Source organism: Pseudomonas sp. NPDC089554, assembly GCF_050280645.1.
Lineage (GTDB): Bacteria > Pseudomonadota > Gammaproteobacteria > Pseudomonadales > Pseudomonadaceae > Aquipseudomonas.
In genome coordinates this window covers 82,836-107,712 of the sequence record NZ_JBNNVR010000005.1, presented here as the reverse complement: position 1 = coordinate 107,712, position 24,877 = coordinate 82,836, and the positions used below count along the sequence as shown (strand labels likewise).

The 24,877-nt window shown below is 63.2% G+C and carries 20 protein-coding genes; 14 read left to right on the top strand and 6 right to left on the bottom strand.

Going from position 1 to position 24,877, the window contains the following annotated elements:
- Together ACQKPE_RS03315 and ACQKPE_RS03310 are read right to left on the bottom strand one after the other, a co-directional pair.
- Positions 1–497, bottom strand: a 497-nt coding sequence (locus ACQKPE_RS03315; protein ID WP_427663339.1) for a DUF5943 domain-containing protein, incomplete at its 3' end; no start/stop codon positions are given.
- 214 nt (positions 498–711) lie between these two features.
- The gene (locus ACQKPE_RS03310; RefSeq protein WP_016392223.1) at positions 712–1,689 is read right to left on the bottom strand and encodes a dipeptidase; all 978 of its coding nucleotides are present in this window, start codon (positions 1,687–1,689) and stop codon (positions 712–714) included.
- 285 nt (positions 1,690–1,974) lie between these two features.
- Between ACQKPE_RS03310 and ACQKPE_RS03305 the strand changes: the two genes are divergently transcribed.
- Positions 1,975–2,379: a lysozyme inhibitor LprI family protein gene (locus ACQKPE_RS03305; RefSeq protein ID WP_427663338.1), complete on the top strand. Its 405-nt coding sequence runs from the start codon at positions 1,975–1,977 to the stop codon at positions 2,377–2,379.
- Positions 2,380–2,443: 64 nt separating this feature from the next.
- Here ACQKPE_RS03305 and ACQKPE_RS03300 read toward each other — a convergent pair whose 3' ends face one another.
- Positions 2,444–3,388 carry a GlxA family transcriptional regulator gene (locus ACQKPE_RS03300; protein ID WP_427663337.1) on the bottom strand — a complete coding sequence of 315 codons (945 nt, stop codon included), beginning with the start codon at positions 3,386–3,388 and terminating at the stop codon, positions 2,444–2,446.
- A 147-nt stretch (positions 3,389–3,535) separates the two neighbouring features.
- On the opposite strand from ACQKPE_RS03300, the gene choX reads away from it, so the two are divergent.
- From choX to ACQKPE_RS03280, 4 genes are all read left to right on the top strand, one after another.
- Positions 3,536–4,480, top strand: a complete 945-nt coding sequence (gene choX / locus ACQKPE_RS03295) for a choline ABC transporter substrate-binding protein (protein WP_427663336.1) — start codon at positions 3,536–3,538, stop codon at positions 4,478–4,480.
- A 133-nt stretch (positions 4,481–4,613) separates the two neighbouring features.
- The gene (locus ACQKPE_RS03290; protein ID WP_427663335.1) at positions 4,614–5,498 is read left to right on the top strand and encodes a 3-keto-5-aminohexanoate cleavage protein; all 885 of its coding nucleotides are present in this window, start codon (positions 4,614–4,616) and stop codon (positions 5,496–5,498) included.
- Positions 5,499–5,523: 25 nt separating this feature from the next.
- Positions 5,524–6,489, top strand: a complete 966-nt coding sequence (locus ACQKPE_RS03285) for an L-carnitine dehydrogenase (RefSeq protein ID WP_427663334.1) — start codon at positions 5,524–5,526, stop codon at positions 6,487–6,489.
- 10 nt (positions 6,490–6,499) lie between these two features.
- On the top strand, positions 6,500–6,985 hold the full coding sequence (locus ACQKPE_RS03280) for a thioesterase family protein (RefSeq protein ID WP_427663333.1): 486 nt from the start codon (positions 6,500–6,502) through the stop codon (positions 6,983–6,985).
- Between the two features lie 372 nt (positions 6,986–7,357).
- On the opposite strand, the gene ACQKPE_RS03275 is transcribed toward ACQKPE_RS03280, so the two are convergent.
- Positions 7,358–8,650 carry a M12 family metallo-peptidase gene (locus tag ACQKPE_RS03275; RefSeq protein WP_427663332.1) on the bottom strand — a complete coding sequence of 431 codons (1,293 nt, stop codon included), beginning with the start codon at positions 8,648–8,650 and terminating at the stop codon, positions 7,358–7,360.
- 353 nt (positions 8,651–9,003) lie between these two features.
- On the opposite strand from ACQKPE_RS03275, the gene ACQKPE_RS03270 reads away from it, so the two are divergent.
- The 6 genes from ACQKPE_RS03270 to ACQKPE_RS03245 all read left to right on the top strand — a co-directional run bounded on the left by ACQKPE_RS03270 (position 9,004) and on the right by ACQKPE_RS03245 (position 18,401).
- Positions 9,004–9,261: a hypothetical protein gene (locus ACQKPE_RS03270; protein ID WP_427663331.1), complete on the top strand. Its 258-nt coding sequence runs from the start codon at positions 9,004–9,006 to the stop codon at positions 9,259–9,261.
- 129 nt (positions 9,262–9,390) lie between these two features.
- Positions 9,391–9,891: a sigma-70 family RNA polymerase sigma factor gene (locus ACQKPE_RS03265; protein ID WP_427663330.1), complete on the top strand. Its 501-nt coding sequence runs from the start codon at positions 9,391–9,393 to the stop codon at positions 9,889–9,891.
- An 88-nt stretch (positions 9,892–9,979) separates the two neighbouring features.
- The gene (locus ACQKPE_RS03260) at positions 9,980–10,939 is read left to right on the top strand and encodes a FecR family protein (RefSeq protein WP_427663329.1); all 960 of its coding nucleotides are present in this window, start codon (positions 9,980–9,982) and stop codon (positions 10,937–10,939) included.
- A 156-nt stretch (positions 10,940–11,095) separates the two neighbouring features.
- Positions 11,096–13,924, top strand: a complete 2,829-nt coding sequence (locus tag ACQKPE_RS03255; protein WP_427663328.1) for a secretin and TonB N-terminal domain-containing protein — start codon at positions 11,096–11,098, stop codon at positions 13,922–13,924.
- 26 nt (positions 13,925–13,950) lie between these two features.
- Positions 13,951–16,737 carry an insulinase family protein gene (locus ACQKPE_RS03250; protein WP_427663327.1) on the top strand — a complete coding sequence of 929 codons (2,787 nt, stop codon included), beginning with the start codon at positions 13,951–13,953 and terminating at the stop codon, positions 16,735–16,737.
- Positions 16,734–18,401, top strand: a complete 1,668-nt coding sequence (locus ACQKPE_RS03245) for an ABC transporter ATP-binding protein/permease (RefSeq protein WP_427663326.1) — start codon at positions 16,734–16,736, stop codon at positions 18,399–18,401. The genes ACQKPE_RS03250 and ACQKPE_RS03245 overlap by 4 nt, the downstream gene beginning before the upstream one ends.
- Positions 18,402–18,508: 107 nt before the next feature.
- Here the strand turns inward: ACQKPE_RS03245 and ACQKPE_RS03240 are convergent, their stop codons facing one another.
- Together ACQKPE_RS03240 and ACQKPE_RS03235 are read right to left on the bottom strand one after the other, a co-directional pair.
- Positions 18,509–19,615 (bottom strand): GlxA family transcriptional regulator, encoded by a 1,107-nt coding sequence (locus tag ACQKPE_RS03240; RefSeq protein ID WP_427663325.1) that lies wholly within the window; start codon positions 19,613–19,615, stop codon positions 18,509–18,511.
- A 392-nt stretch (positions 19,616–20,007) separates the two neighbouring features.
- The gene (locus ACQKPE_RS03235; protein WP_427663324.1) at positions 20,008–21,384 is read right to left on the bottom strand and encodes an L-serine ammonia-lyase; all 1,377 of its coding nucleotides are present in this window, start codon (positions 21,382–21,384) and stop codon (positions 20,008–20,010) included.
- Positions 21,385–21,829: 445 nt separating this feature from the next.
- Here ACQKPE_RS03235 and ACQKPE_RS03230 point away from each other — a divergent pair, with 445 nt between their 5' ends.
- The 3 genes from ACQKPE_RS03230 to choV all read left to right on the top strand — a co-directional run bounded on the left by ACQKPE_RS03230 (position 21,830) and on the right by choV (position 24,874).
- Positions 21,830–22,777 carry a choline ABC transporter substrate-binding protein gene (locus ACQKPE_RS03230; protein WP_427663323.1) on the top strand — a complete coding sequence of 316 codons (948 nt, stop codon included), beginning with the start codon at positions 21,830–21,832 and terminating at the stop codon, positions 22,775–22,777.
- A 73-nt stretch (positions 22,778–22,850) separates the two neighbouring features.
- Positions 22,851–23,699, top strand: coding sequence for a choline ABC transporter permease subunit (choW, locus tag ACQKPE_RS03225; protein WP_427663341.1), 849 nt, complete (start codon positions 22,851–22,853; stop codon positions 23,697–23,699).
- The gene (choV, locus tag ACQKPE_RS03220) at positions 23,696–24,874 is read left to right on the top strand and encodes a choline ABC transporter ATP-binding protein (RefSeq protein ID WP_427663322.1); all 1,179 of its coding nucleotides are present in this window, start codon (positions 23,696–23,698) and stop codon (positions 24,872–24,874) included. Before choW ends, choV begins: the two co-directional genes overlap by 4 nt.
- Positions 24,875–24,877: the final 3 nt, after the last annotated feature.

Here is a 24,877-nt window from a genome sequence, read left to right as displayed (position 1 = left end):
TGGCCTTCTTCCGAGCCACCGTAGACCTGCTCGGCCACGGTGCGAATCGAGCTGCCGCGGGCAGCGAGGATCTGGTCCATGGCGCCGGCGAACCAGCCGGTGAACATGTAGTCGACCTTGCGCCCGCACTTGCCGTACACATAGACGAACGCCGAGTGCTTGAGCTTGACGCTGCAAGTGCCCTTGTCCAGGTCGATGTCCTGGATCTCGAACAGGCCCCAGCCGCGCTGGCTCAGGCGCTTCATGTAGTGCTCGAACACCGCCACGCCTTCCAGGCCATGGCATTCGGCTTCTTTTTCACACCAGTGCCAGGCCGACTTGTAGCCAGCCTTGTAGAGGATCTCGGCATAGGCGTCGGCGCCCAGCACTTCCTCGATGCCGATGTGGTTGTTGACGAAGAAATGGCGCGGCACGTACAGCATCGGCAGGGCATCGGAGGTCCAGACACCGGTCTCGCTGTCGACTTCGATTGGCAATTGCGGGGCGATCTTGGCCATGGAAACTCAACTCCAGAAAATTTTTAGGATTCGATCAAAAGCCGCTTTGGCTTTTGCTTTTATAAAAAGCCGCAGTGAGTGCTGTTGGGGCCGTAGCGAGCGCGCCGAGCGCAAGGAAGGGCCGAAGCGAAAAGCGAGACAGTGCCGAGGCACGGCGAGCTTTTCGTGAGGGCCTGACGCAGCGATCGGTGCGCGCAGTAGGCCCCAGCAGTACTCACTCGCCCCAGACGTCTTTGAGAACGTTCACCCAGTTCTCACCCATGATCTTGCGCACCACGCGCTCGGAATGGCCGCGCTTGAGCAGGGTTTCGGTGAGGTTGGGGAATTCGCCGACGGTGCGAATGCCCAGCGGGTTGATGATCTTGCCGAAGTTGGTCAGGCGACGGGCGTAGCCCTTGTCGTGGGTCAGGTATTCGAAGAAGTCCTGCCCGTGGCCCTGGGTGAAGTCGGTGCCGATACCGATGGCGTCTTCGCCAACGATGTTCATGGTGTACTCGATGGCCTCGGCATAGTCGTCGATGGTCGAGTCGATACCCTTGGCCAGGAACGGCGCGAACATGGTCACGCCGACGAAGCCGCCGTGGTCGGCGATGAACTTCAGCTCGGCATCGGACTTGTTACGCGGGTGCTCCTTCAGGCCCGAGGGCAGGCAATGGGAGTAGCACACTGGCTTTTTCGATTCGAGGATGACTTCTTCGGAAGTCTTGGAGCCGACGTGGGACAGGTCGCACATGATGCCGACGCGGTTCATCTCGGCGACGATCTCGCGGCCAAAGCCCGACAGCCCGCCATCACGCTCGTAGCAACCGGTGCCCACCAGGTTCTGGGTGTTGTAGCACATCTGCACTATGCCCACGCCCAGCTGCTTGAACACATCCACGTAGGCGATCTGGTCTTCGAAGGCGTGGGCGTTCTGGAAGCCGAAGAGGATGCCGGTCTTGCCCAGCTCCTTGGCCTTGCGGATGTCGGCGGTGGTGCGCACCGGCATCACCAGGTCGCTGTTGTCACGAATCAGCTTCTGGCTGGCGGCGATGTTGTCGACGGTGGCCTTGAACCCTTCCCAGACCGACACGGTGCAGTTGGCAGCGGTCAGGCCGCCCTTGCGCATGTCTTCGAACAGCTCGCGGTTCCACTTGGCGATGATCAAGCCATCGATGACGATGCTGTCGGCGTGTAGTTCGGCTGGGCTCATCAGGCGGTCCCCTTGTTATCGAGTCGTTGCGCGCCGAATCGTGTGTCGGCGCTTTGGGGCCAGCATATGCCTGTGGCCGGGGGCGTCCCGATGCAAAAACGACAGGGGGTTTGCCGAAAGCGTCAATGGGCGACATGGGCTCTGCGCCAGGGCTTGCGGTAATGAGAGTGGCTCTCGATAAGGGCTTTGTCAGCGGTGTATGAACTTTTCGTCAGGGCGCTTCACGCCGCCCCTTGGCTGAGCGAGAATCGCCAGCGACTCGACCGCTCGCTCAGGAGAAAACGGATGAAATCAAAGGCATGGCTGGCCCTGCTGGCTGCAGTGGCGCTGGGTGCACAGGCCGCCGAGGAAGAAAGCACGCCCTGCGACAATGTCGACAGCGAGCAACAGGAGTACGCCTGCGCGGCCTATAACAAGCAGGCCGCCGAGCGAGGCTTGAAAGAGGCGTTCGACGAGCTGGTACTGCGTGTGCGCGACCAGTATGCCGACGAGGGTGCCCAGGCCGAGTCGCTGGTAGGCAAGCTGCAAGCGGCGCAGAAACTGTGGACGCAATTGCGCGATGCCGACTGTAAGGTCGAGACCTTTGCCGAGAAGCCTGGCAACAAGGCCTTCGAGGCGGCGTGGAATACCTGCTTGGCGCAGCGTAGCGATGACCGGTCGGAGTATTTGCAGTCGATTGGGCAGCAGTGAGTGCTTTGCTGTCTGTACTGGCCTCTTCGCGGGTTTACCCGCGAAGAGGCCGACCCCGAACCCGCTATACCACCACCGCCTGCCGGTCCTCACGCGGGCAACGCACGAACCGCGCCCGATAGCAGCGGGTGAAATACGACGCCGACTCGAACCCACAGGCAATGCTCACCTCCAGCACGCTCATGTCGGTCTGGCGCAACAGTTGCCGAGCCTTGTCCAATCGCAGCCTTAGATAGAAGCCACTGGGCGTGTCGTCCAGGTGCAGGCGGAACAATCGCTCGAGCTGGCGCCGGGTCACTTGCACGCCATCGGCCAGCACCTGGGTATTAAGCGGCTGCTCGGTATTGCGCTCCATCTCGCCGATCACCTTCACCAGCTTCTTGTTGCTGATGCCATAGCGGTTGGCGATCTGCATGCGCTGGTGGTCCTGGCGCGGGCGAATGCGCCCCAGCACGAACTGCTCCGACACCTGGATCGCCAGCTCGCTGCCATGGGCCTGGGCGATCAGGTCGAGCATCAGGTCGATGGAGGCGGTGCCACCGGCGCAGGTGATGCGTCGGCGGTCGATCTCGAACAGCTCTTGGGTCGCCTGCAATCGCGGGTAGCGCTCCTTGAACGCCTCCAGCGCCTCCCAGTGCAGGGTCGCGCGGTAGCCATCGAGCAGGCCAGCTTCGGCCAGCACCATCGCCCCGGTGTCGATACCGCCCAGAATCATCCCCTCGTGGTCGAAGCGACGCAGCGCATGCTGCAACGCAGGCGCAAACCCGGCCAACGGCTCGAACCCCGCCACCACCAGCAGCATGCCAGCACGCTCGGCCTCGGCCAGGGCAGCGTCGGCGTTCACCGACATGCCGTTGCTCGCCAATACCGCGCCGCCATCCAGGCTCAGCACGCGCCAGCGGTACTGCGGGCCACGGAAACGGTTGGCCACGCGCAGCGGCTCCACCGCGCTGATGAAGCCGATCGCGGAGAAGCCGGGCAACAACAGGAACTGGATGGTTTCAGGCATTGCGTGCTCCACAGGCAAGGTGGTCGCTTGCGTGCCATTCTTGGTCGCCAGCGTGCGATTTCCTACTGTGCCACCCGCGTAACTTTTTGAACACGGCCCGTAGAGGCCGGCCCCCATAACAATACGTTCTGCCGATGGAGAGCCACCATGCAACGCTTTATCCGCCGCAGTCTGTTGTCCCTTGCTCTCGGTTCCACCCTGGTTTCCCCTGTGTTCGCCGCAGAACCGGCCGAATGCAAAAACGTGCGCCTGGGCGTGGTCAACTGGACCGACGTGATCGCCACCAGCGCCATGGCGCAGGTGCTGCTCGAAGGCCTGGGCTACCAGGTCAAGCAGACCAGCGCTTCGCAGCAGATCATCTTCGCCGGTATCCGCGACAAGCGCCTGGACATGTTCCTGGGCTACTGGAACCCGCTGATGACCCAGACCATCACCCCGTTCGTCGACGCCAAGCAGGTCAAGGTACTCGACAAGCCCAGCCTGGAAGACGCCCGCGCTACCTTGGCAGTGCCGACCTACCTGGCCGACAAGGGCCTGAAGAGCTTCGCCGACATCCAGAAATTCCAGAAGGAGCTGGGCGGCAAGATCTACGGCATCGAGCCGGGCTCGGGCGCCAACACCCAGATCAAGGAAATGATCAAGAAAGATCAGTTCGGCCTGGGCAAGTTCCAGCTGGTCGAGTCCAGCGAAGCTGGCATGCTGGCCGCGGTCGACCGCGCCGTGCGGCGCAAGGAAGCGGTGGTGTTCTTCGGCTGGGCGCCACACCCGATGAACGTGAACATCGACATGACCTACCTGGACGGCAGCGAAGGCGCCCTAGGCCCGGATGAAGGCAAGGCCACGGTGTGGACCGTGACCGCGCCGGACTACGCCCAGAGCTGCCCCAACGCCAGCCGCCTGCTGGCCAACCTGACCTTCAGCGCCGAAGCCGAGAGCCGCATGATGCAGCCGCTGCTCGACCACAAGGACGCGCTGGAGTCGGCCCGCCAGTGGCTCAAGGACCACCCGCAAGACAAAGCGCGCTGGCTCGAGGGCGTCACCACCCTCGACGGCAAGCCGGCGGCCGAGAACATCAAGCTCACCGCCAACTGATACACCGCTCCCCAGGGTTCTCCCCCAACCCTGTGGGAGCGGGCTCGCCCCGCGATAGGGCCCTTACTGACACCCACGAATACTCGTCGCCGCAACGCCACGAACAGACCCGTCACGCCTGAAGGAAACCCACATGAACCATGACGTCATCATCACCTGCGCACTGACCGGTGCCGGCGACACCGTCGCCAAGAGCCACCTGGTGCCGGTGACCCCGAAACAGATCGCCGAAGCCGCCGTGGAAGCCGCCAAGGCCGGTGCCACGGTGGTCCACTGCCACGTCCGCGACCCCGAGACCGGCCGCTTCAGCCGTGACGTGAACCTGTACCGCGAGGTGATGGAGCGTATCCGCGAAGCCGACGTGGACATCATCGTCAACCTCACCGCCGGCATGGGCGGCGACCTGGAGATCGGCCCAGGCGAATCGCCCATGGAATTCGGCGCCGGCACCGACCTGATCGGCCCGCTGGAGCGCCTGGCCCACGTCGAAGCGCTGCTGCCGGAAATCTGCACCCTGGACTGCGGCACCCTCAATTTCGGCGACGGCAACGCCATCTACGTCTCCACCCCCGCGCAACTGCGCGCCGGGGCCAAGCGCATCACCGAACTGGGGGTGAAGGCCGAGCTTGAGATCTTCGACACCGGCCACCTGTGGTTCGCCAAGCAAATGATCAAGGAAGGCCTGCTCGAAGACCCGCTGTTCCAGCTGTGCCTGGGCATCCCGTGGGGTGCGCCGGCCGACACCACCACCATGAAGGCGATGGTCGACAACCTGCCGGCCAACGTCACCTGGGCAGGCTTCGGCATCGGCCGCATGCAGATGCCGATGGCAGCGCAAGCGGTCCTGCTCGGCGGCAACGTTCGCGTGGGCCTGGAAGACAACCTGTACCTGGACCGCGGCGTGCTGGCCAGCAATGGCCAACTGGTCGAGCGCGCCGTAGAGATCATCTCGCGCCTTGGCGCCCGCGTGCTGACCCCTGCCGAAGGCCGGGCAAAAATGAACCTCAAGCGCCGCTAAGCCCTACTTTCAGGAGTTGCACGCAATGCCTTTCATCACCGAAATCAAAACCTTCGCCGCCCTGGGTAGCGGCGTGATCGGCAGCGGTTGGGTGGCCCGCGCCCTGGCCCACGGCCTGGACGTGGTCGCCTGGGACCCGGCCCCCGGCGCCGAGCAGGCCCTGCGCAAGCGCATCGCCAACGCCTGGCCGGCCCTGGAAAAACAAGGCCTGGCCCCAGGCGCCTCGCAAGAGCGCCTGACCTTCGTCGCGACCATCGAAGAGTGCGTGCGCGATGCCGACTTCATCCAGGAAAGCGCTCCCGAGCGCCTGGAGCTCAAGCTCGACCTGCACGCCAAGATCAGCGCCGCCGCCAAGCCCAACGCGATCATCGGCTCCAGCACCTCGGGCCTGCTGCCCAGCGAGTTCTACGAGTCGTCCAGCCACCCCGAGCGCTGCGTGGTTGGCCATCCGTTCAACCCGGTGTACCTGCTGCCGCTGGTGGAAATCGTCGGCGGCAAGAACACCGCGCCCGAGGCCATCGAAGCCGCGAAAACCATCTACACCGCCCTGGGGATGCGCCCGCTGCACGTACGCAAGGAAGTACCGGGTTTCATCGCCGACCGCCTGCTCGAAGCGCTGTGGCGCGAGGCCCTGCACCTGGTCAACGACGGCGTGGCCAGCACAGGCGAAATCGACGACGCGATTCGCTTCGGCGCCGGCCTGCGCTGGTCGTTCATGGGCACCTTCCTGACCTACACCCTGGCCGGTGGCGATGCCGGCATGCGTCACTTCATGTCGCAGTTCGGCCCGGCGCTCAAGCTGCCCTGGACCTACCTGCCGGCCCCGGAGCTGACCGACAAGCTGATCGACGACGTGGTCGACGGCACCTCCGAGCAACTGGGCGAGCGCAGCATCGCGCAGCTCGAGCGCTACCGCGACGACACCCTGCTGGCCGTGCTGGAAGCGGTGAAGAACAGCAAGGCCAAGCACGGCATGGCCTTCGGCGACTGAGGAAGCGACCATGCCCGCACTGATCACCTACCGCACCCCGGTCCAGGAGGACTGGGTCGACTACAACGGGCACCTGCGCGATGCCTTCTACCTGCTGATCTTCAGCTACGCCACCGATGCGCTGATGGAGCGCATCGGCCTGGATGCCGACAGCCGTGGGCAAAGCGGCCACTCGCTGTTTACCCTGGAGGCGCACATCAACTACCTGCACGAAGTAAAGCTGGGCACAGAAGTATGGGTGCAGACGCAGATCATCGGTATTGATCGCAAGCGCGCACATATTTATCACAGCCTGCATCGCAATGACGTTGAAGAAGCCTTGGCCGCAAGTGAACAGATGTTGCTTCACGTGGATTTGGCAGGGCCAAGCTCGACCCCTTTCAGTGCACGAACCCTGCAAGCGCTAGACCAAATAATTGAACAGCAACGCGACTTGCCAACACCTGAACACGTAGGCAGAACCCTTCGGCTACCCAACGCAAAAACTAAACAATGACCCATGAGCAACTGGCACGCCCCATGCTGCAACCAAGCGATTGGCGCGTGCCAGTTGTGAGGGGTTAGAAGCGCTGATAGCGAACAATATCCGAATGCCCGATAGCGCCCTCCCCGGCTTTTTGGTGCGTTACATCGGGGGACAAGTTATGAGGATTATCCAAATTGGAAACGGAATACCTCCCATTGCCCCGGACAACGCGATAGCAAGATTCATGGATGGCCGACCTGTTACCAATACAGAGCTTTGACCCTACCGCAGCACCTAGTACTTGGGCAGATCTGGGTTGTGGGATGCAAGGACCTTTTAAATCCAGATTCTGCAGTGTGATACTGCAGGTACGCCCCGCAAAATTGTCACGCTCATACAAATTCAAGATAACGGGTGCCCCCCCGGCGGATAGAAACCTTCAAATTTCTCCCGCTGCTCGTTGAAGCGGCGCGCAACATCGTGGTTGGCCGCAGTGCCCAAAGGATAGCCTTGCCAGGTCGTCCAAGTATTCGAAAAGTAGGGCAGCCTCGGACAGCTCGCTCCAGGGCAATCATAGGACATTTGGGTACGAAAACGGTCCTGTGCCCCCATGTAACGATAACCATATTGATAGGGTGGGTTCGCGACGGGGTCTCCAGGTTGCCAATTGTGATTCGCACCTAAGTTATGACCTATCTCATGCGCCAGGGCCGTTGGGCAAGTAATAACAGAGTGTGCCTGAGCCTTGCCGGGATTTAACCACGCCATCCCACAAAATGCTGGATCTGATGAGTACAGGGTGACGAGGTGCGCCCCCAGTTCATCCCGCCGCTTCAATAGTTCTCCTGCAAAGGGCTGAGCCAGGCGAAGGTCGTTCAGTTTCTGGGTGTAATATCTTGCGGACTCGTCATAGGGCCCCTCATAGTACCCCGCCAGTTCCAACGTCACCTCCACGCCACTGTTGCGCATGTACTGGTTCGCATCGTTAAGCGCATTAGCCAACTCCAACTTATAATTGGGTGAAGCGGCTCGCCGCTGATTGGTCGCTACGAAAAGTACGCGAATTATACTGTGGCTCGACTGGGGGGTCTTTGCATGCGTGTCATCGACTGCATTTACCTGTTCCGACTCAAGCGCTTCTGCCTCCGGCGGCAACTTCGATTCGTCGATCTTTATCAATGCATACTGCCCTGAGCCGACCGAGTCTATTCGGTACAGCTGGCCGTCGACAATGATACTGCCGACCAGTGCATCGCCCTCCCGGACAAGGGACAGGTAATTCAGCGGGTCGATATCGATTTCAGCGGCCGATGGCGCATGAGTCGGCTTCCAGGTAGAGGGTTTATAGCCTACCCAACCCTGAACACCCGCGGTAATCGTATTAAAATCACGCAAATTGAACTGCGCAGCTTTACCGTCAGGCAACGTCACAGCCAACGTTGGCGTTTCGCGACTGACGACCGCTGGGTTCAACTTGATCACTGTGATTTGTTCATTTGAAGGGACTGTCAACAGACGCTGGATGTAATCATTTCCTGTTTGCTGCAGCGTAGCGCGGTCAGGTGTCGATTCAATTGAAAATAATTGCGGTACACGATCTTCATTTCCTCCCGAAGGAGAAGCGGCCATTGCGTTTGCAGTTGCCAGCATGAAACCCGTACACGCCAGAATAAGATACCCTCTTGGTCTTTTCATCTTCCGCTCCAATTAGAAATTAAGCCTCATCATCAGAGCAAATAAATAAGAGTTTGTAACCTGATACAACTATCAGCTATATGGTGTTCTCAAAACCTCTTAAGAAAAAAAACCCCGGAAAGCCGTGAGCTACCGGGGCGCGAGAGCGAGCAACATCCACTGTGCCTGAGTGAGGGTGACCAAGCCCTCGGGTGCCGTGAATGACTTCAGTGTGCACACTCCCCTCTTCTACGATTTAGCCGTAAGCGACCTGTTCTTAGCCAAAGCAGCCACTGCGGCATTCTGCCCTTGCCGGGCTGTTGGGTTGGTCACAGAATCGGGGGCAGATCACAGCAGCGAGAAGGATAAAAACCATGATGCATGCGGATTTGATTGACCAGGACGATCTGCTGGGCCAACTGCGCGCCCGCGGCTTCGACATTCCCGCCGGGGCCAGCGCCGAACAGGCCTGCGAAACTGTGGTACGCGGGTTGACCGAGCCCAATGCACGCGCACTCAAAGGCATGGTCGAGCAGATGTACACCGGCAGCGCCACCATTCTTCCGGCAGTACGCCAGGCCATCGACAAGCAGCTGCTGCCGGCCTTGGCGCACTTCAGCCAGCGCGCCTGACCTCGTCGCCTGCTGCTCCCCGGGCATACCTGGGAAGCAGCAGACAGGGTCATGTCGCATAGCTATTGATAATGATTCTCGACAACAGGTAACATCGCCGCCCCCGAGACATCCCTGGCATACCACCCCGTGGCGGACGACAAACTGCAGCTCTACCTGGCCCACCGCCCGGCACTGGTGGACTACGCCGCGCCGATCGTAGGCTGCCGCGCCCGCGCCGAGGATGTGGTCCAGGAAGCCTGGCTGCGCTTCAGCAGCCAGCCGCTCGAGGCAGACATTCGCCACCCCGCCAGCTATCTGTACCGCATCGTGCGCAACCTGGCGCTCGACCAGACCCGTCGCAGCGCCACCGAAAAGGTCCAGCCCGGCGGCGACGAAGTTCTCGCCGAGCTGCCAGCCAGCACCGCCTCGCCAGAGCAGGCCGTCAGCCAACAGAACGAACTGAGCGCCATCAGCCGAGCGCTGGAAGAATTGCCCCTGCGCACCCGCACCGCCTTCGAGATGCACCGCCTGGGCGGCTACACCTTGCAGCAGGTGGCTACCCACCTGGACGTTTCGGTCAGCCTGGTGCACCAGCTGGTGCGCGATGCCCTGCGCCACTGCCTGGAACGGCTGGGGGGCGAGTTGTGAAAAAACGCCGCGCTGGCGCGTCTTTTGCCCAACGGGGTTGCTCTGTGCGACCCTTCGCGCCCCCGAGCCTCCAGGAGACTTGCCGGACATGATGTCAGCAGACCTCAGCAGCAGCCGCAACGAGCAGGCACTGGACTGGCTCCTGCGCCTTCAGCAGGCGCCTCACGACATGCCCCTGCGCGAGCAGTTCGAACAATGGCTGGAGCAGCATGCCGACAATGCCGAGGCCTACCGCAAGGCCGCGCAGCTTTGGCAATTGAGCGAGCAACTGGCACCCGCCACCCGCGCGCACTGGCCCGCCACAGCCGAGGTGCTGCCGCTGCCTGTAGCGCACAAGAACACGCGCCGCTGGTGGCTGGTCGCCGCTGTGGCGGCCTGCCTGATGCTGGCCGTTGCGCCGTCATTGACCCTGCGCCTGCAAGCCGACTACCGCACCGCCCAAGGCGAGACCCGCGACATCACCCTGGCGGACGGCAGCGTGGTGCAGCTCGACAGCGACACCGCCATCAGCGTGGACTACAGCGACAACCAGCGTGACGTGCGCCTGCTCACTGGGCAGGCGTTCTTCAAGGTCATGCCCGACAAGGCCAAGCCTTTCCAGGTGCGCGCCGATGCCATTCGGGTCACGGTCACCGGCACCGCCTTCAACGTGGAACTGCGCCCCAGCAGCATCGGCGTGGACGTGCAGCATGGCTCGGTACGGGTCGAAGACTCGGCCAAGGTACTGGCTAACGCGCTGACCGCCGGGCAACGCCTGCGCTACCTCGATGGGCAAGCCCAGTTGAGCGTGTTCGTGCCGTCTCAAGCCGCAGCCTGGCGCCAGGGCCAGCTGATTGCCGATGACCAGCCGGTGGCCGAAGTGGTCCAGGCACTGGCCCATTACCTGCCCGGCAAGGTACTGCTGCGCGACGATGCACTGGGCACCCGGCGGGTGACCGGCGTGTACGACCTGCGCAAGCCCGAGGCGGCCTTGCGCGCCGTGCTCCGCCCCCATGGCGGCGAAGTGAATAGCTATGGGCCTTGGCTGCTGGTGCTGGGCAAGCCCTGAGCGGGCTCAACAGCCACCCGCACCCGCCCCGCAAAAATAATTTCACGATTTTCTGAAAAATCCCCGCACTGCCCCGTCTTCTTCCCCGCGCGCAACAACTGATATCGATTCGTATTCAATTTTGCATCTCGGCGAATGTCGGGGCGGGGACGTGGGATGACTCAAACAACAAGCCGCAAGGGTTGGTCGCAGCACCTGGCACAAGTGGCCAGCGCAGGCCTGCTCGGGCTGTGCTACAGCGGTACGGTGGTCTCGGCCCAGGCCGAAGAACCGACGTCGGGCGCAGTCATGGCGCAAACCCATGCGTTCGATATTCCGGCGCAGAAGCTGGCCGTTGCGCTGATCAACTTCGGCCAGCAGAGCGGCCTGCAAGTCAGCGTCGATTCCAGCCTGCTCGACGGCCAGCAGTCCACCGCCGTGCGCGGCCAGCTCGCCAGCCAGGCGGCGCTGGCGCAACTGCTGCTGGGCACCGGCATCACCTGGGACTACGAATACGGCACCTTGACCTTTCGCCTGCTCGAGGCCGAAACCGGCGCCATCGAGCTGCACAACACGCTGATCCTCGGCGACACCCAGGAAAACAGCTTCATGGGCGCCACGGTGATCGACCGCAAGGCCGTGCAGGCCTTCCCCGGCGCCAATGGCGACATCACCACGATCTTGCAGATGCACCCCAACGTGCAGTTCAGCACCGAGCAGAAAAGCTCCAAGACCCCCGGCGAGATCGACCCCGCCGACATCAGCATCAACGGCGCCAAGTTCTACCAGAACAACTTCATGATCGACGGCATCTCGATCAACAACGACCTCGACCCCGGCGCCCATGGCTACGGCGAAACCCGCCAATTCGACTCGGCTCCCAGCCGCTCGCACGGCATTGCCCTGGACGCCGACCTGCTCGAAGAGATCAAGGTCTACGACAGCAACGTGCCGGTGGAGTACGGCGGCTTCAACGGCGGCGTGGTCGATGCCATCACCCGCCGCCCGACCCAGGAACTGCACGGCAAAATCTCCTACGCCCTGAGCCGCTCGGAGTGGACGCGCTACCACATCAGCGGCGAAGACAAGGAAGACTTCGAGAACTCCACCAGCGAGCAAAGCCAGCCGGAATTCAAGAAAACCACCCTGCGCGGCACCCTCGAAGGCCACTTGAACGAAGACTTCGGCGTGCTGTTCAACTTCTCGCAGAAGCGCTCGTACCTGCCGCTGCGCACCTACACCAACGGCTACAACAGCCCGGACAACGACAACGAGCAGGAACAAACCCGCGCCCTCGACAACTTCCTGCTCAAGACCTACTGGACGGTCAATGATCGCCTGACCCTCGACGCCTCGGTCGTCTACGCCCCGCAAGAGAACACCTACTTCCGCGAAGACAGCCGCAACTCCGAATTCACCAACACCAACGGTGGCTGGCAGGGCTCGCTGAAGGCCACCTACGAAGGTGACAGCGCGCGCTGGACCCAGCAGTTGGCGTTGACCAACCTCTATGCCTCGCGCGACTCCGAGAGCGACGAGTGGATCAACTGGTACTGGTCTGCCGACAAGAACTGGGGCAACCCCAACGACTCCAGCACCCCACGCAGCCAGGAAGGCGCCTACGGCAGCCTGGAGCAGAACCAGCGCGGTATCGACTACAAGCTCAAGGCCGAATGGCAGACGTTCAATGTAGGCTCCACCCTGCACACCGTGGCCACCGGCCTGGAACTGGGTTACCAACGCGCCATCTGGGAGCGCGAAGACGACGCCACGGCGATCACCACCCTGCGGCGCGACAACGTTGCAACCTGCGCAGGCAACGACCCGTACTGCTCCATCGGCCGCCTGCCCAACGGCATGAACCGCCAGTACGGCTCGGCCATGATGGTGTACGGCGCCGGCAAGCTGGACATGGCGCAGCGGGACTACGCGCTGTTCATCGAAGACCAGATCAGCTACGGCAACCTCACCCTGCGCCCCGGGCTGCGTTTCGAGGGTGACGACTACATGCAGAAGAAGTCCCTGGCGCCGCGCTTTGCCGGTGACTACGACTTCTTCGGCGATCGCAGCACCGTGCTGGTGTTCGGCGCCAACCGCTACTACGGGCGCAACCTGTTCAAGTACCGCCTGGCCGATGGCCGCCAGGCCTTCAACACCCGCTACACCCGCGCCAGCCAGACCGCCGCCTGGGCCATGGCCAGCCGCAGCGAGAACAACAGCCAGTTCCGCACCATGGACATCCCCTACGACGACGAGCTGATGCTCGGCCTGAACCAGCGCTGGCTCGATACCGATTTCCAGCTCAAGTACGTCAACCGCAAGGGCCACGACCAGATCTACCGCACCCGCCCCTACTACAACCTCGATGAGAAGGACATTCCGGCCGGGTACAACAAGGACTACCTGGTGTACCTCAACGCCGGCACCAGCGAATCCGAGACCGTCACCCTGACCGCGACGCCGATGAAACCTTTGCAGTTCAACGGCACCAGCACCAGCGTGCAGCTGGCGCTGAACTGGTCGCAAAGCACAGGCGCCCATGGCTCTACCTATGAAGCCGGGGTGGACCGCGAGGAAATGGACAACGAGCCGGTGGTGTACGACGGCAAGCTGGTGGCCTACGACGAGCTGCCAGCCGCCGACTTCAACCGCCCTTGGACCGCACGGCTGGTCACCATCACCGATATCCCGCAGTGGAACCTTGAGGTCAGCAACTTCTTCCGTTACCGAGGCCCCTATGACCAGGTCCTGAAGGTCAGCCCCGACGCCGAGATCGACGGCAAGACCTACAGCCGCTACGAAACCGTCACCACCCCCGGCGCACCGACCTGGGACATGCGCCTGGCCTGGGACATTCCCACCGGCAAGGACCAGGCGTTCTTCGTCAACCTCGATATCACCAACGTCACCGACAAGGTCAACCAGCTGGCAGCTCGCTCGACAGTGAGCGTGATCAGCTACGAAGTTGGCCGTCAGTACTGGCTGGAAGTGGGCTACCGCTTCTAAGCGCACACAAGAAAATGGATGCCCTGATGAAAAACCTCCTCGCCGGCCTTCTTGCGCCGCTGCTGCTCAGCGCCTGCGCATCGCTGCCCGAACCCGACGCGCCGCTGCCCTGGGACAGCCAGGTGGTGCATGGCCAACTGGCCAACGGCCTGGCTTACCGCCTGGTGCGCGACACCACGCAAAGCGGCCGCCTCGACCTGCGCCTGACAGTGAAAGCGGGCTCGGTGGACGAAGCCGACGACCAGGTCGGCGTGGCGCACATGCTCGAACACCTCACCTTCCACAGCCGCGCCGGTACCGACCAGAACCTGCGCCAGCGCATGAACGAACTGGGCTGGGTGCAGGGCCGACACTTCAATGCCGTGACCAACTACGAGCGCACCCAGTACATGCTTGCCCCGCCGTCCGGCGTGCGCCAGGCGCCCCAAGCGTTGCAGGCGCTGTCGGACCTGGTGTTCGCCCGCGACTACAGCGCGGCGGACCTTGAGCGCGAGCGCCCTATCGTCATCGAAGAATGGCGCGGCGGCCTGGGCGTGGCCCAGCGCATGAACGAGCAGCGCACCGCCTCGCAGCGGGTAGGCTCGCGCTACCCCGAACACCGCACCATCGGCAACGAAGCGGCCATTCGCTCGGCCAGCCTGGCCAGCCTGCAAGCGTTCCAGGGGCGCTGGTACCTGCCCAACAACATGGTGCTGTCGGCGGTGGGCGACTTCGACCCACAGCAGCTCAAGGTGCAGATCGAACAGACCTTCGGCACGGCCAAGGCCGGCGAGGTGCCGGACCGCCAGCAACGTGAGCTGCCGCTGGACGACAGGCTGAAGATCTTCCGCCTGCAAGACCCACAATCGGGCAGCAACCAGGTGGCGCTGTTGTTCCGCCTGCACGAACCGGACAGCCGTGGCACCACCCACGCAGCGCTGCGTGAACGCCTGATCGACCGCATGGCCCTCGCCGCCCTGCTCGACATCCTGCGCCGTCAGCCCCGAGCAGATGGCGTGCGCAGCCTGAGCGCACAGAAGACCTTGATCGGCGAGCACTCCACAGTGCTCGGTATCGCCGCAGGTGTCGAAGGGCAGGCACACGAGCAAGCTTTGCAAGCGCTGCTGACCGAAATCGAACGCCTGCGCCAGCACGGCTTCAGCAAGGACGACCTGCAACGCGAGCGCTCGCATATCGCAGGCCTGGCCAAAAAGGCCATCGGCAACCAAACCCCGCGTACCTTCGAGCAGTGGGTCGAGCAGTTGAACAACGCCGCCGTACAGGACCGCCCGCTGGTCGAGCGCGAAGCCGCCGCACGCCGTTACCAGAAGGTGCTGGGCAAGATCCGCCTGCGCGACCTCAATGCCCGCCTGCGCCTATGGCTGGACAGCCCGGACCGGGTATTGCAGATCAGCGCGCCTGCCGCCTTCACGCTGACACTGCCGAGCGTCGCCCAGGTGCAAGCGCAGCAGGCCGAGCTGGCCGCGCGTACGCTGCCCGAGCCCCTGCGCAAGGCCCCGCCAGCACCTGAAAAAACGCCGCTACAGATGTCCGCCAACCCCGCTGCCGCGACCATCGTCGAGCGCAAGGCATTTGCCGAGCAGCAGGTCGAGCACTGGCGCCTGAGCAACGGCGACCGACTGGTGTGGCTAAAACGCCCAGGCCCCGACGGCCAGGTCCTATTGCAGGCCGACTCTGCCGCAGGCTACCGCCTGCCCGACGCGCCGGCCTGGCGCGTGCAGATGGCCGCGCAACTGGCCGTGCGCAGCGGCACCGCCGGCATGGACGCGCAAGCATTGGCCGACTGGCGCCAGGCGCAACGCGCCACGCTCAGCCTCGACCAGCAGCCGCAACGCCTGCAACTGAGCCTGAAAGCCGAGCCCACGCAGTTGCTTGCACTGCTGCAAAGCTACCGCGTGAGCCAGGTGGCGAGCATCGACCCCGGCCTGTTCGCCGAGGCCCGCGACGAGCTGCTGCAACGCCTGCGCAGCCGCCCCGACGATGTCCGCAGTCGTCAGGAGGCCGCGCAGCGCGAACTCAAGTACGGCACCGATCACTGGCAGGCGCCCAGCCTCGCAGCGGTCGAGGCCCTGACGGTCAAACAGCTGGACGCCGACTGGCTACGCCAGGCCAGCGCCCCCGCCACTTACTACCTGATGGCCGACCTCCCCGCCGAGGACGTGCAACGGCTGGTACGCGAGGCGCTCGCCACCATTCCGCGCAGCGCCATCCCCATCGGTAGCCAGCCGGCCTTGCAACAGCCCGGCCAACGCCGCAGCGATCTGCCCATCGCCCTGGAGCCACGCGCCGTGCTGCACGCCAGCAGCTACTTCGATCAGCCCTGGAGCCCCGAGGCGGCGATGCGCGTGGCCATGCTGCGCGACCTGGCCAACCAGCGCCTCAAGGCACAACTGCGCGGCGAGGCCTCGGGTGTGTACCGGCTGCGCTTCGACAGCGAACTGAACCCCGATACCCAGCGTGTCGAAAGCAGCCTGAGCTTCACCTGCGACCCGGCCCGGGTCGACGAGCTGTGGGCCATGGCCCAGCACACCCTGGCCAGCCTGGACGTCGACCAAGCCTGGGTGGACAGCGAACGTCGCGAACTGTTGCGTCAGGAAAGCAAACGCCGCGATGACCCGCAGACCCAGTTCAAGCGCCTGATTCTCAGCGACCGCCGCTGGCAAGACCCACGCTACCTGCAAACCCAGCAGCACCTGCCCGAAGCCCTGACGCTACCCGAGCTGCAACAGCAGGCGCGCCAGCTGTTCCCCAAGGCCAACCAGGTGCAGCTGCGCCTGCTGCCCACCACTCGCGCCGAGGAACAGGCCCGGTGAACACGCTGCGAATCTTCTATCGCCTGAGCCAACCGTTCTGGCGCCAGCGCAGCCAATGGCCCGCCTGGCTGATGCTGGCCGCCGTGATCGGCCTGGGCCTGCTGGTGGTGCGGATCAACGTGTTGATCAACAGCTGGAGCAAGACCTTCTACGACACCCTCAGTGCGTTCGACACCGCAGCGCTGTATGGGCTGGTGGGCGAGTACACGCTGTACCTGGCGGCCTACGTGTTGATCTTCGTGTCCCTCGACTACATCCGCAAAGGCCTGGTATTGCGCTGGCGCCAGGCGATGACTGGGCGCCTGGTCGATGCCTGGCTGGCCGACCAGGCGTTCTATCGCCTGGGCCTGACTGGCGAGCCGGACAACCCCGACCAACGCATCGCCCAGGATGTCGACGTGATGGTCGACCTGTCCGTCGAGCTGGTGGCGTCGCTGGTGATCAACCTGGCACAGGTCGGGGCGTTCCTGGTGATCCTGTGGAACCTCTCGGGGGTACAGACCTTCAGCCTGTTCGGCGAGACCTACACCGTACATGGCTACCTGGTGTGGATCGTGCTCGGCTACACGTTGTTCGGCAGCGTACTGACCCACTGCATCGGCAAGCCCCTGCACCGCCTCAACTACGAACGTGAACACCGCGAAGCGGACTTTCGCGCAAGCCTGCTGCGCAAGCGCGACCACGCCGAGCAGATCGCCCTGTATCGCGGCGAGGCTGTCGAGCGCCAGCAACTGCTGCAACGCTTCGCCGCCATCGCCGAGAACTGGCGCCAACTGATGGGCCGCGAACGTGACCTTGGGTTGTTCACCGTCGCCTACCAGCGCCTGAGCCTGATCATCCCGGTGTTCGCCGCACTACCCGCGTTCATGGCCAAGGCCATCACCCTGGGCGGGCTGATGCAGATCCGCAGTGCGTTCAATGCCGTGCATGACTCGCTGAGCTGGTTCATCAAGCTGTACCACAAGCTGGTGCGCTGGAGCGCCGCATTGGAGCGGCTGGACCAGTTCGAACGGGCCATCACCGCGAGCCGCCGCACTGCCAACCCAGCCCCTCAGGGCGATTGCCTGTGCACCCAGGGCCTGACCCTGTGCCGCCCCGACGGCAGCGTGCTGCTGGACGACGTGCACCTGCGCGCACAACATGGCCAATGGCTGCGCCTGGCCGGGCGCAGCGGGTTGGGCAAGTCGACGCTGTTGCGCACCTTGCAGGGGCTGTGGCCTTACTGCCAGGGCGACTGGCAACTGCCGGGCGGGCGCAGCCTGCTGTTGCCGCAAAAGCCCTACCTGGCGCACATGAGCCTGCGCAGCCTGCTGGCTTATCCACAGCTGGCACCCTTCGATGACGGCCTGTTACGGGAGGTGCTGAGCAAGGTAGGGCTGGGTGCGCTGGGTGGGCGACTGGACGACGAGCAGGAATGGGAGCGGGTGTTGTCGGGAGGGGAACAGCAACGCCTGGGCCTGGCACGGGCCTTGTTGTACAAGCCCGACACGCTGTACCTGGACGAAGCCACCAGCCAGCTGGACCTGGCGAGTGCCAGAGCCCTGTTGCAGATGCTCAGGCGCGAACTGCCGGCCTGCACGGTGGTGGGGGTGAGCCATCAGGACGGGTTGGCGGGGTTGTTCGAGCGCACGCTGGAGTTGGCCAAGGCGCCGCAGATGGCGTGAGTCGCGGTGCCTTCTTCGCGGGCAAGCCCGCTCCTACAGGATTTGCGCATACCTGTAGGAGCGGGCTTGTCGGAGCGCCGAACCGCCGCGAAGCAGTCGCTGCAGTATCAGAGCCTCACACTGGCAAAGGTCGACTCGTTGCGCGCCTGGCTCAGCGCCGCCATCGGCCCGCTGTGCGGCGACAACGCCATGGCCTGCGGAATCGGTACCATCGCCACCTGCTGGGCCGTGTTGGAGCCCACGCGCTCGTCACGCGGTGGAATACCGAAGTACTCGCGGTAGCACTTGGAGAAGTGCGGCGTAGAGACGAACCCGCACACCGAAGCCACCTCGATGATCGACATTGGCGTCTGCTTGAGCAACTGCCGTGCGCGAATCAGGCGCAGCTTCAGGTAGTAGCGCGACGGCGAACAATGCAGGTACTTCTGGAACAGGCGCTCGAGCTGCCGGCGCGACACCGACACGTACACCGCCAGCTCGTCGAGGTCGATCGGCTCTTCCAGGTTGGCCTCCATCAGCGCGACGATTTCCTGCAACTTCGGCTGGTTGGTGCCGAGCATGTGCTTGAGCGGCACGCGCTGGTGGTCCTGCTCGTTGCGAATGCGCTCGTAGACGAACATTTCCGAGATTGCCGCCGACAGCTCGCGGCCATGATCGCGGCTGATCAGGTGCAGCATCATGTCCAGCGGTGCAGTACCGCCGGAACTGGTGAAACGGTTGCGGTCGAGGGTGAACAGGCGGGTGCTCATGTTCGCCCGCGGGAAGGCCTCCTGCATGGCCGCCAGGCATTCCCAGTGCACGCTGCAATCGAAACCGTCGAGCAGGCCGGCGCAGGCCAGTGCCCAACTGCCGGTGCACACCGCGCCCAAGCGGCGCGACTGGCGGGCCTGGGCCTGCAGCCAGGTGACGTGTTCGCGGGTAACGGTGCGCTGAATGCCCACGCCACCACAGACGATCACGGTGTCGATCGGCGGGGCGTTGTGCATGGCCGCGTCCGGGGTGATCTGCAAGCCATCGCTGGCCCACACCTGGCCGCCATCGACGGTCAGGGTATGCCAGCGGTACAGCTCACGGCCGGACAGCTGGTTGGCCATGCGCAGCGGCTCGACCGCCGAGGCCAGGGAAATAAGGGTGAAGTTGTCCAGCAGGAGAAAGCCGATGGACTGGGGGGCTGTGCGGTTCTGGGTTGGGTTCCCGGAGGTGTACGACGTCATCGCGATTTCTCCTCACACAAATGCAGGGTGTGCCTCAGGCGGGCACCGTTTTCTTGTTATTGCCCCTATTCGTATGCAGGGGCTTTGCCAATCTCAACGCAAACGCCGTGCCTGAAGTTGAACGGCCATCCAAAAAAAACCAAAAACGACGTTGTCACGCGTCTTGTAGGGCTTTTCCTGGAGAGTTGTACGCTTAGCTCAAAGCGGCGTGCCAGCGCCTTTGCGTGTCACTGCTGAGCAAATCGGTAGCACTTGTGGGAAGGTTGCCCAGAAACGACATTCTTGAGTGTCACCGACAATGACACCTCCAGTAGCGACATCCGACAATCGGTCGCATGGGGGCCACGCGCCAAAAAGTGGCATGCCGCCGAGGGCGGTGCCAAACCGGCGCATCAGCACTCGATGGCGTTGACCGCAAGGCCCCCGCGCGAGGTTTCCTTGTACTTGTCGTGCATGTCGGCGCCGGTGTCACGCATGGTGCGGATCACCTGGTCGAGGGAAATGAAGTGCTCGCCGTCGCCGCGCAAGGCCATCTGCACGGCATTGATCGCCTTCACCGCAGCGATTGCGTTGCGCTCGATGCACGGCACCTGCACCAACCCGCCGACCGGGTCGCAGGTCAGCCCCAGGTTGTGTTCCAAGGCAATTTCGGCGGCGTTTTCCAGCTGCGCCGGGGTGGCGCCGAGCACTTCGGCAAGGCCCGCCGCGGCCATGGCGCAGGCCGAGCCGACCTCCCCCTGGCAACCCACTTCAGCGCCTGAGATGGAGGCGTTCTTCTTGCACAGAATGCCCACCGCTGCCGCACCCAGGAAGAACTCCACCACATTCGACTCGTCCACCACATCGGAGAACCGCATGTAGTAGTGCAGCACTGCCGGAATGATGCCCGCCGCGCCATTGGTGGGCGCAGTGACCATGCGCCCGCCTGCGGCGTTCTCTTCGTTGACCGCCAGGGCATAGAGGTTTACCCACTCCATGGCGCTCATGGTCGAGCCAATCACGTTGGGTTTGCCGATCTCCTGCAAGCTGCGATGCAGTTTGGCCGCGCGGCGACGCACATTGAGCCCGCCGGGCAAAGTGCCTTCGTACTTCAGGCCATTGTTCACGCATTCCTGCATGGCGTCCCAGAGCTTGAGCAGGCCGGCATGGATCTCGGCCTCGCTGCGCCAGACCCGTTCGTTGGCCATCATCAATTGCGACACACGCATGTCGTTTTGTTTGCACAGGCGCAGCAATTCGGCGGCGCTGTTGAAATCGTAGGGCAGCACGGTCTGGTCGGCGTCCAGCACGCCACTGGCGGCCTGCGCCTCATCGACCACGAAGCCGCCGCCGACCGAGTAATAGGTGTCGCGGTGCAGTTCGCCCTGGGCGCCTTCGGCGACCAAGGTCATGGCGTTGGGGTGATAAGGCAGGTTCTCGTCCAGCAGCAGCATGTCGCGGGCCCAGACGAATTCGATGGGCAGGCGGCTGTCGAGCTGCAAGGTGTTGGTTTCGCGCAGGTCGGCGATGCGTGGGGTGATCTGCGTAGGGTCGATGGAGTCCGGCCATTCGCCCATCAGGCCCATGATCGTGGCGTTGTCGGTGCCGTGGCCAACGCCGGTGGCCGACAGCGAGCCGTACAGGCGCACTTCGATACGCCGCACCTGCTCCAGTTCGCCGCGCTCGCGCAGGCCCTGGACGAACAGCGCAGCCGCGCGCATGGGGCCGACGGTGTGCGAGCTGGAAGGCCCGACACCGATCTTGAACAGGTCGAACACGCTGATGGCCATTGTCGAATCACCTCTTGATGGGCTTGTCTGTACGCGCCATGTGGCGGCGCCTGCAGGTGCTAGGCTGATACCGGCGAGCTGCCGTGAATGAGCGCATCATCGGGTTTTTCACCCACCCCACGCCGTCTGCAACCGACGTACTTTTGTCCAGCCGCGCCCTGCTGAACCCGCCACCGTTTCGCCGTTTTTCGCTGTCGATGTCACACAAAGTCACAGCCGGGGAGGTGGAAAACACCATATGCGACATTGCCCGTACTGGATGCGACCTGTCCTGCACTGGTTACGACCCTACCAGTAGGCGATTGCCCAACGCTGGTGGATTATCGAAAGCGACTCGTATTGCACGGCCTCGCAACCTGCCCTCTGCAGGCCGGTCGAACGGAAGCCCGAAGAAGGCCCGGCGGCCCCCGCGAACCCGAAGAAAAAATCACAGGAGTCCTCACCTATGAAAGGTTCACCCTCGCTGTTGCTGGTTGCGTTGCTCTCTGCTCCGTTGCTGGCCCAGGCAGCGGAGCCCGAACAGTGTCAGACGGTCCGCTTCTCGGATGTCGGCTGGACTGACATCACCGTGACGACCGCGACCACCAGCGTCGTGCTCGAAGCCCTCGGCTACAAGACCCACACCACCATGATCTCGGTACCTGTGACCTACAAGTCGCTGGCCGCTGGCAAAGACCTGGACGTGTTCCTCGGCAACTGGATGCCGACCATGGAAAACGACATCAAGCAGTACCGCGATGCCGGTACCGTCGAGACCGTGCGCGCCAACCTGGAGAACGCCAAGTACACCTTGGCCGTGCCCCAGGCCCTGTACGACAAGGGCCTGAAGGATTTCGCCGACATTCCCAAGTTCAAGCAGGAACTGGACGGCAAGATCTACGGCATCGAGCCGGGCAACGACGGCAACCGCACCATCCAGAGCATGATCGACAAGAACGCCTTCGGCCTTAAGGACGCCGGCTTCAAGATCGTGCAGTCGAGCGAGGCGGGCATGCTGTCGCAGGTCGATCGGGCGCAGAAGCGCGGTGAAGCGATCGTGTTCCTCGGCTGGGAACCCCACCCGATGAACACCCGCTTCAAGATGCAGTACCTGACCGGCGGGGACGAATTCTTCGGCCCGGAACTGGGCAAGGCCACCGTGTTGACCAACACCCGCAAAGGCTATGCGCAGGAGTGCAGCAACGTCGGCCAACTGCTGAAGAACCTGTCGTTCGAGCTCAAGGATGAAAGCACCATGATGGGCTATGTCCTGGACGACAAGATGAAGCCCGACGCCGCCGCCAAGAAGTGGATCAAGGACAACCCAGGCAAGCTCGATGCATGGCTCGCCGGGGTGACCACCGTCGACGGCAAACCAGGCCTGGAGGCGGCCAAAGCCAAGCTGACGCAGTAGCTGTAGGCACTACCGCGGGGCGAGACCGTGCTCGCCCCGGACTGATTTCAATCTTTGCAGGTGGAAGCTCGCTATCATGCTTATCGATCAGAAAATACCCCTGGGGCAGTACATCGCCTCATTCGTCGAATGGTTGACCCAGAACGGCGCCGATTACTTCGATGCAATCGCCCAAGGCCTGGAATTCATGATCCATGGGGTCACCAGCGCCCTGACCTGGTTCAACCCTTTGGTACTCGTCGCGCTGTTCGCCGCCCTGGCGCACCTGATCCAACGCAAGTGGGCGCTCACCGTATTCGTCGCCCTGTCGTTCCTGCTGATCCTCAACCTGGGGTACTGGCAGGAAACCATGGAAACCCTCGCGCAAGTGACCTTCGCCACGGTGGTCTGCGTGGCCATCGGCGTGCCACTGGGCATCGTCGCCGCACACAAGCCGATGTTCTACACCGCCATGCGCCCGGTGCTGGACCTGATGCAGACGGTCCCCACCTTCGTTTACCTGATTCCCACCCTGACCCTGTTCGGCCTGGGCGTGGTGCCGGGGCTGATTTCCACCGTGGTGTTCGCCATCGCCGCGCCGATTCGCCTCACCTACCTGGGCATTTGCGACGTGCCGCAAGAGCTGCTGGACGCCGGCAAGGCCTTCGGCTGCTCGCGTCGCCAGTTGCTGACGCGCATCGAACTGCCGCACGCCATGCCGAGCATCGCCGCAGGCGTCACCCAATGCATCATGCTGTCGCTGTCGATGGTGGTGATCGCCGCCCTGGTGGGCGCCGACGGCCTGGGCAAACCCGTGGTCAACGCATTGAACACCGCCGACATTTCCCTGGGCTTCGAGGCAGGCCTGGCCATCGTGCTGCTGGCAATCATGCTCGACCGTATCTGCAAGCAACCGGAACTGCCGGCAAGGAGTGAAGCATGAGCATCATTCGCTTCGAAGATGTCGACGTCATCTTCTCCAACAAGCCACGCGAGGCCCTGGCCCTGCTTGACCAAGGCGATACACGCGAACAAATTCTCAAGAAGACCGGCCTTGTGCTGGGTGTCGAGAAGGCCAACCTGGAAATCAACAAGGGCGAGATCTGCGTGCTGATGGGCTTGTCCGGTTCGGGCAAGTCGAGCCTGCTGCGCTGCATCAACGGCCTGAACACCGTCAGCCGCGGCAAGCTGTTCATCGAGCACGAAGGCAAGGACATCGACATTGCCCACTGCACCCCGGCAGAGCTGAAGATGATGCGCACCAAGCGCATCGCCATGGTGTTCCAGAAGTTCGCCCTGATGCCCTGGCTGACGGTGCGCGAGAACATCAGCTTCGGCCTGGAAATGCAGGGCCGCCCCGAGAAGGAGCGGCGCAAGCTGGTGGACGAAAAGCTCGAGCTGGTGGGCCTGACCCAGTGGCGCAACAAGAAGCCCGACGAGCTTTCCGGCGGCATGCAGCAGCGCGTGGGCCTGGCCCGGGCGCTGGCGATGGACGCCGACATCCTGCTGATGGACGAACCCTTCTCGGCCCTCGACCCGCTGATTCGCCAAGGCCTGCAGGACGAGCTGCTGGAACTGCAACGCAAGCTGAACAAGACCATCGTGTTCGTCAGCCACGACCTGGACGAGGCGCTGAAACTCGGTAGCCGCATCGCGATCATGAAGGACGGGCGGATCATCCAGTACAGCAAGCCCGAAGACATCGTGCTGAACCCGGCCGACGACTACGTGCGCACCTTCGTCGCCCACACCAACCCGCTGAACGTGCTGTGCGGCCGCAGCCTGATGCGCAGCCTGGACAACTGCAAGCGCATCAACGGCTCGGTGTGCCTGGACCCAGGCGGCGATTCCTGGCTGGACCTGGGCGAAGGCAACTCGCTCAAGCGTGCGCGCCAGGGCCAGAATGGCCTGGACCTGCAAGCTTGGGTGCCGGGGCAGGATGTGGAGGAGTTGGGCCGTCTGCCGACCCTGGTGAATGCCGATATCGGCATGCGCGATGCGCTGCAGATTCGCTATCAAACAGGCAATAAGCTGGTGTTGCAGGACAACGACAAGGTGGTGGGGATTCTCGGTGATACCGAGCTTTATCACGCGTTGCTCGGCAAGAACCACGGGTGATGC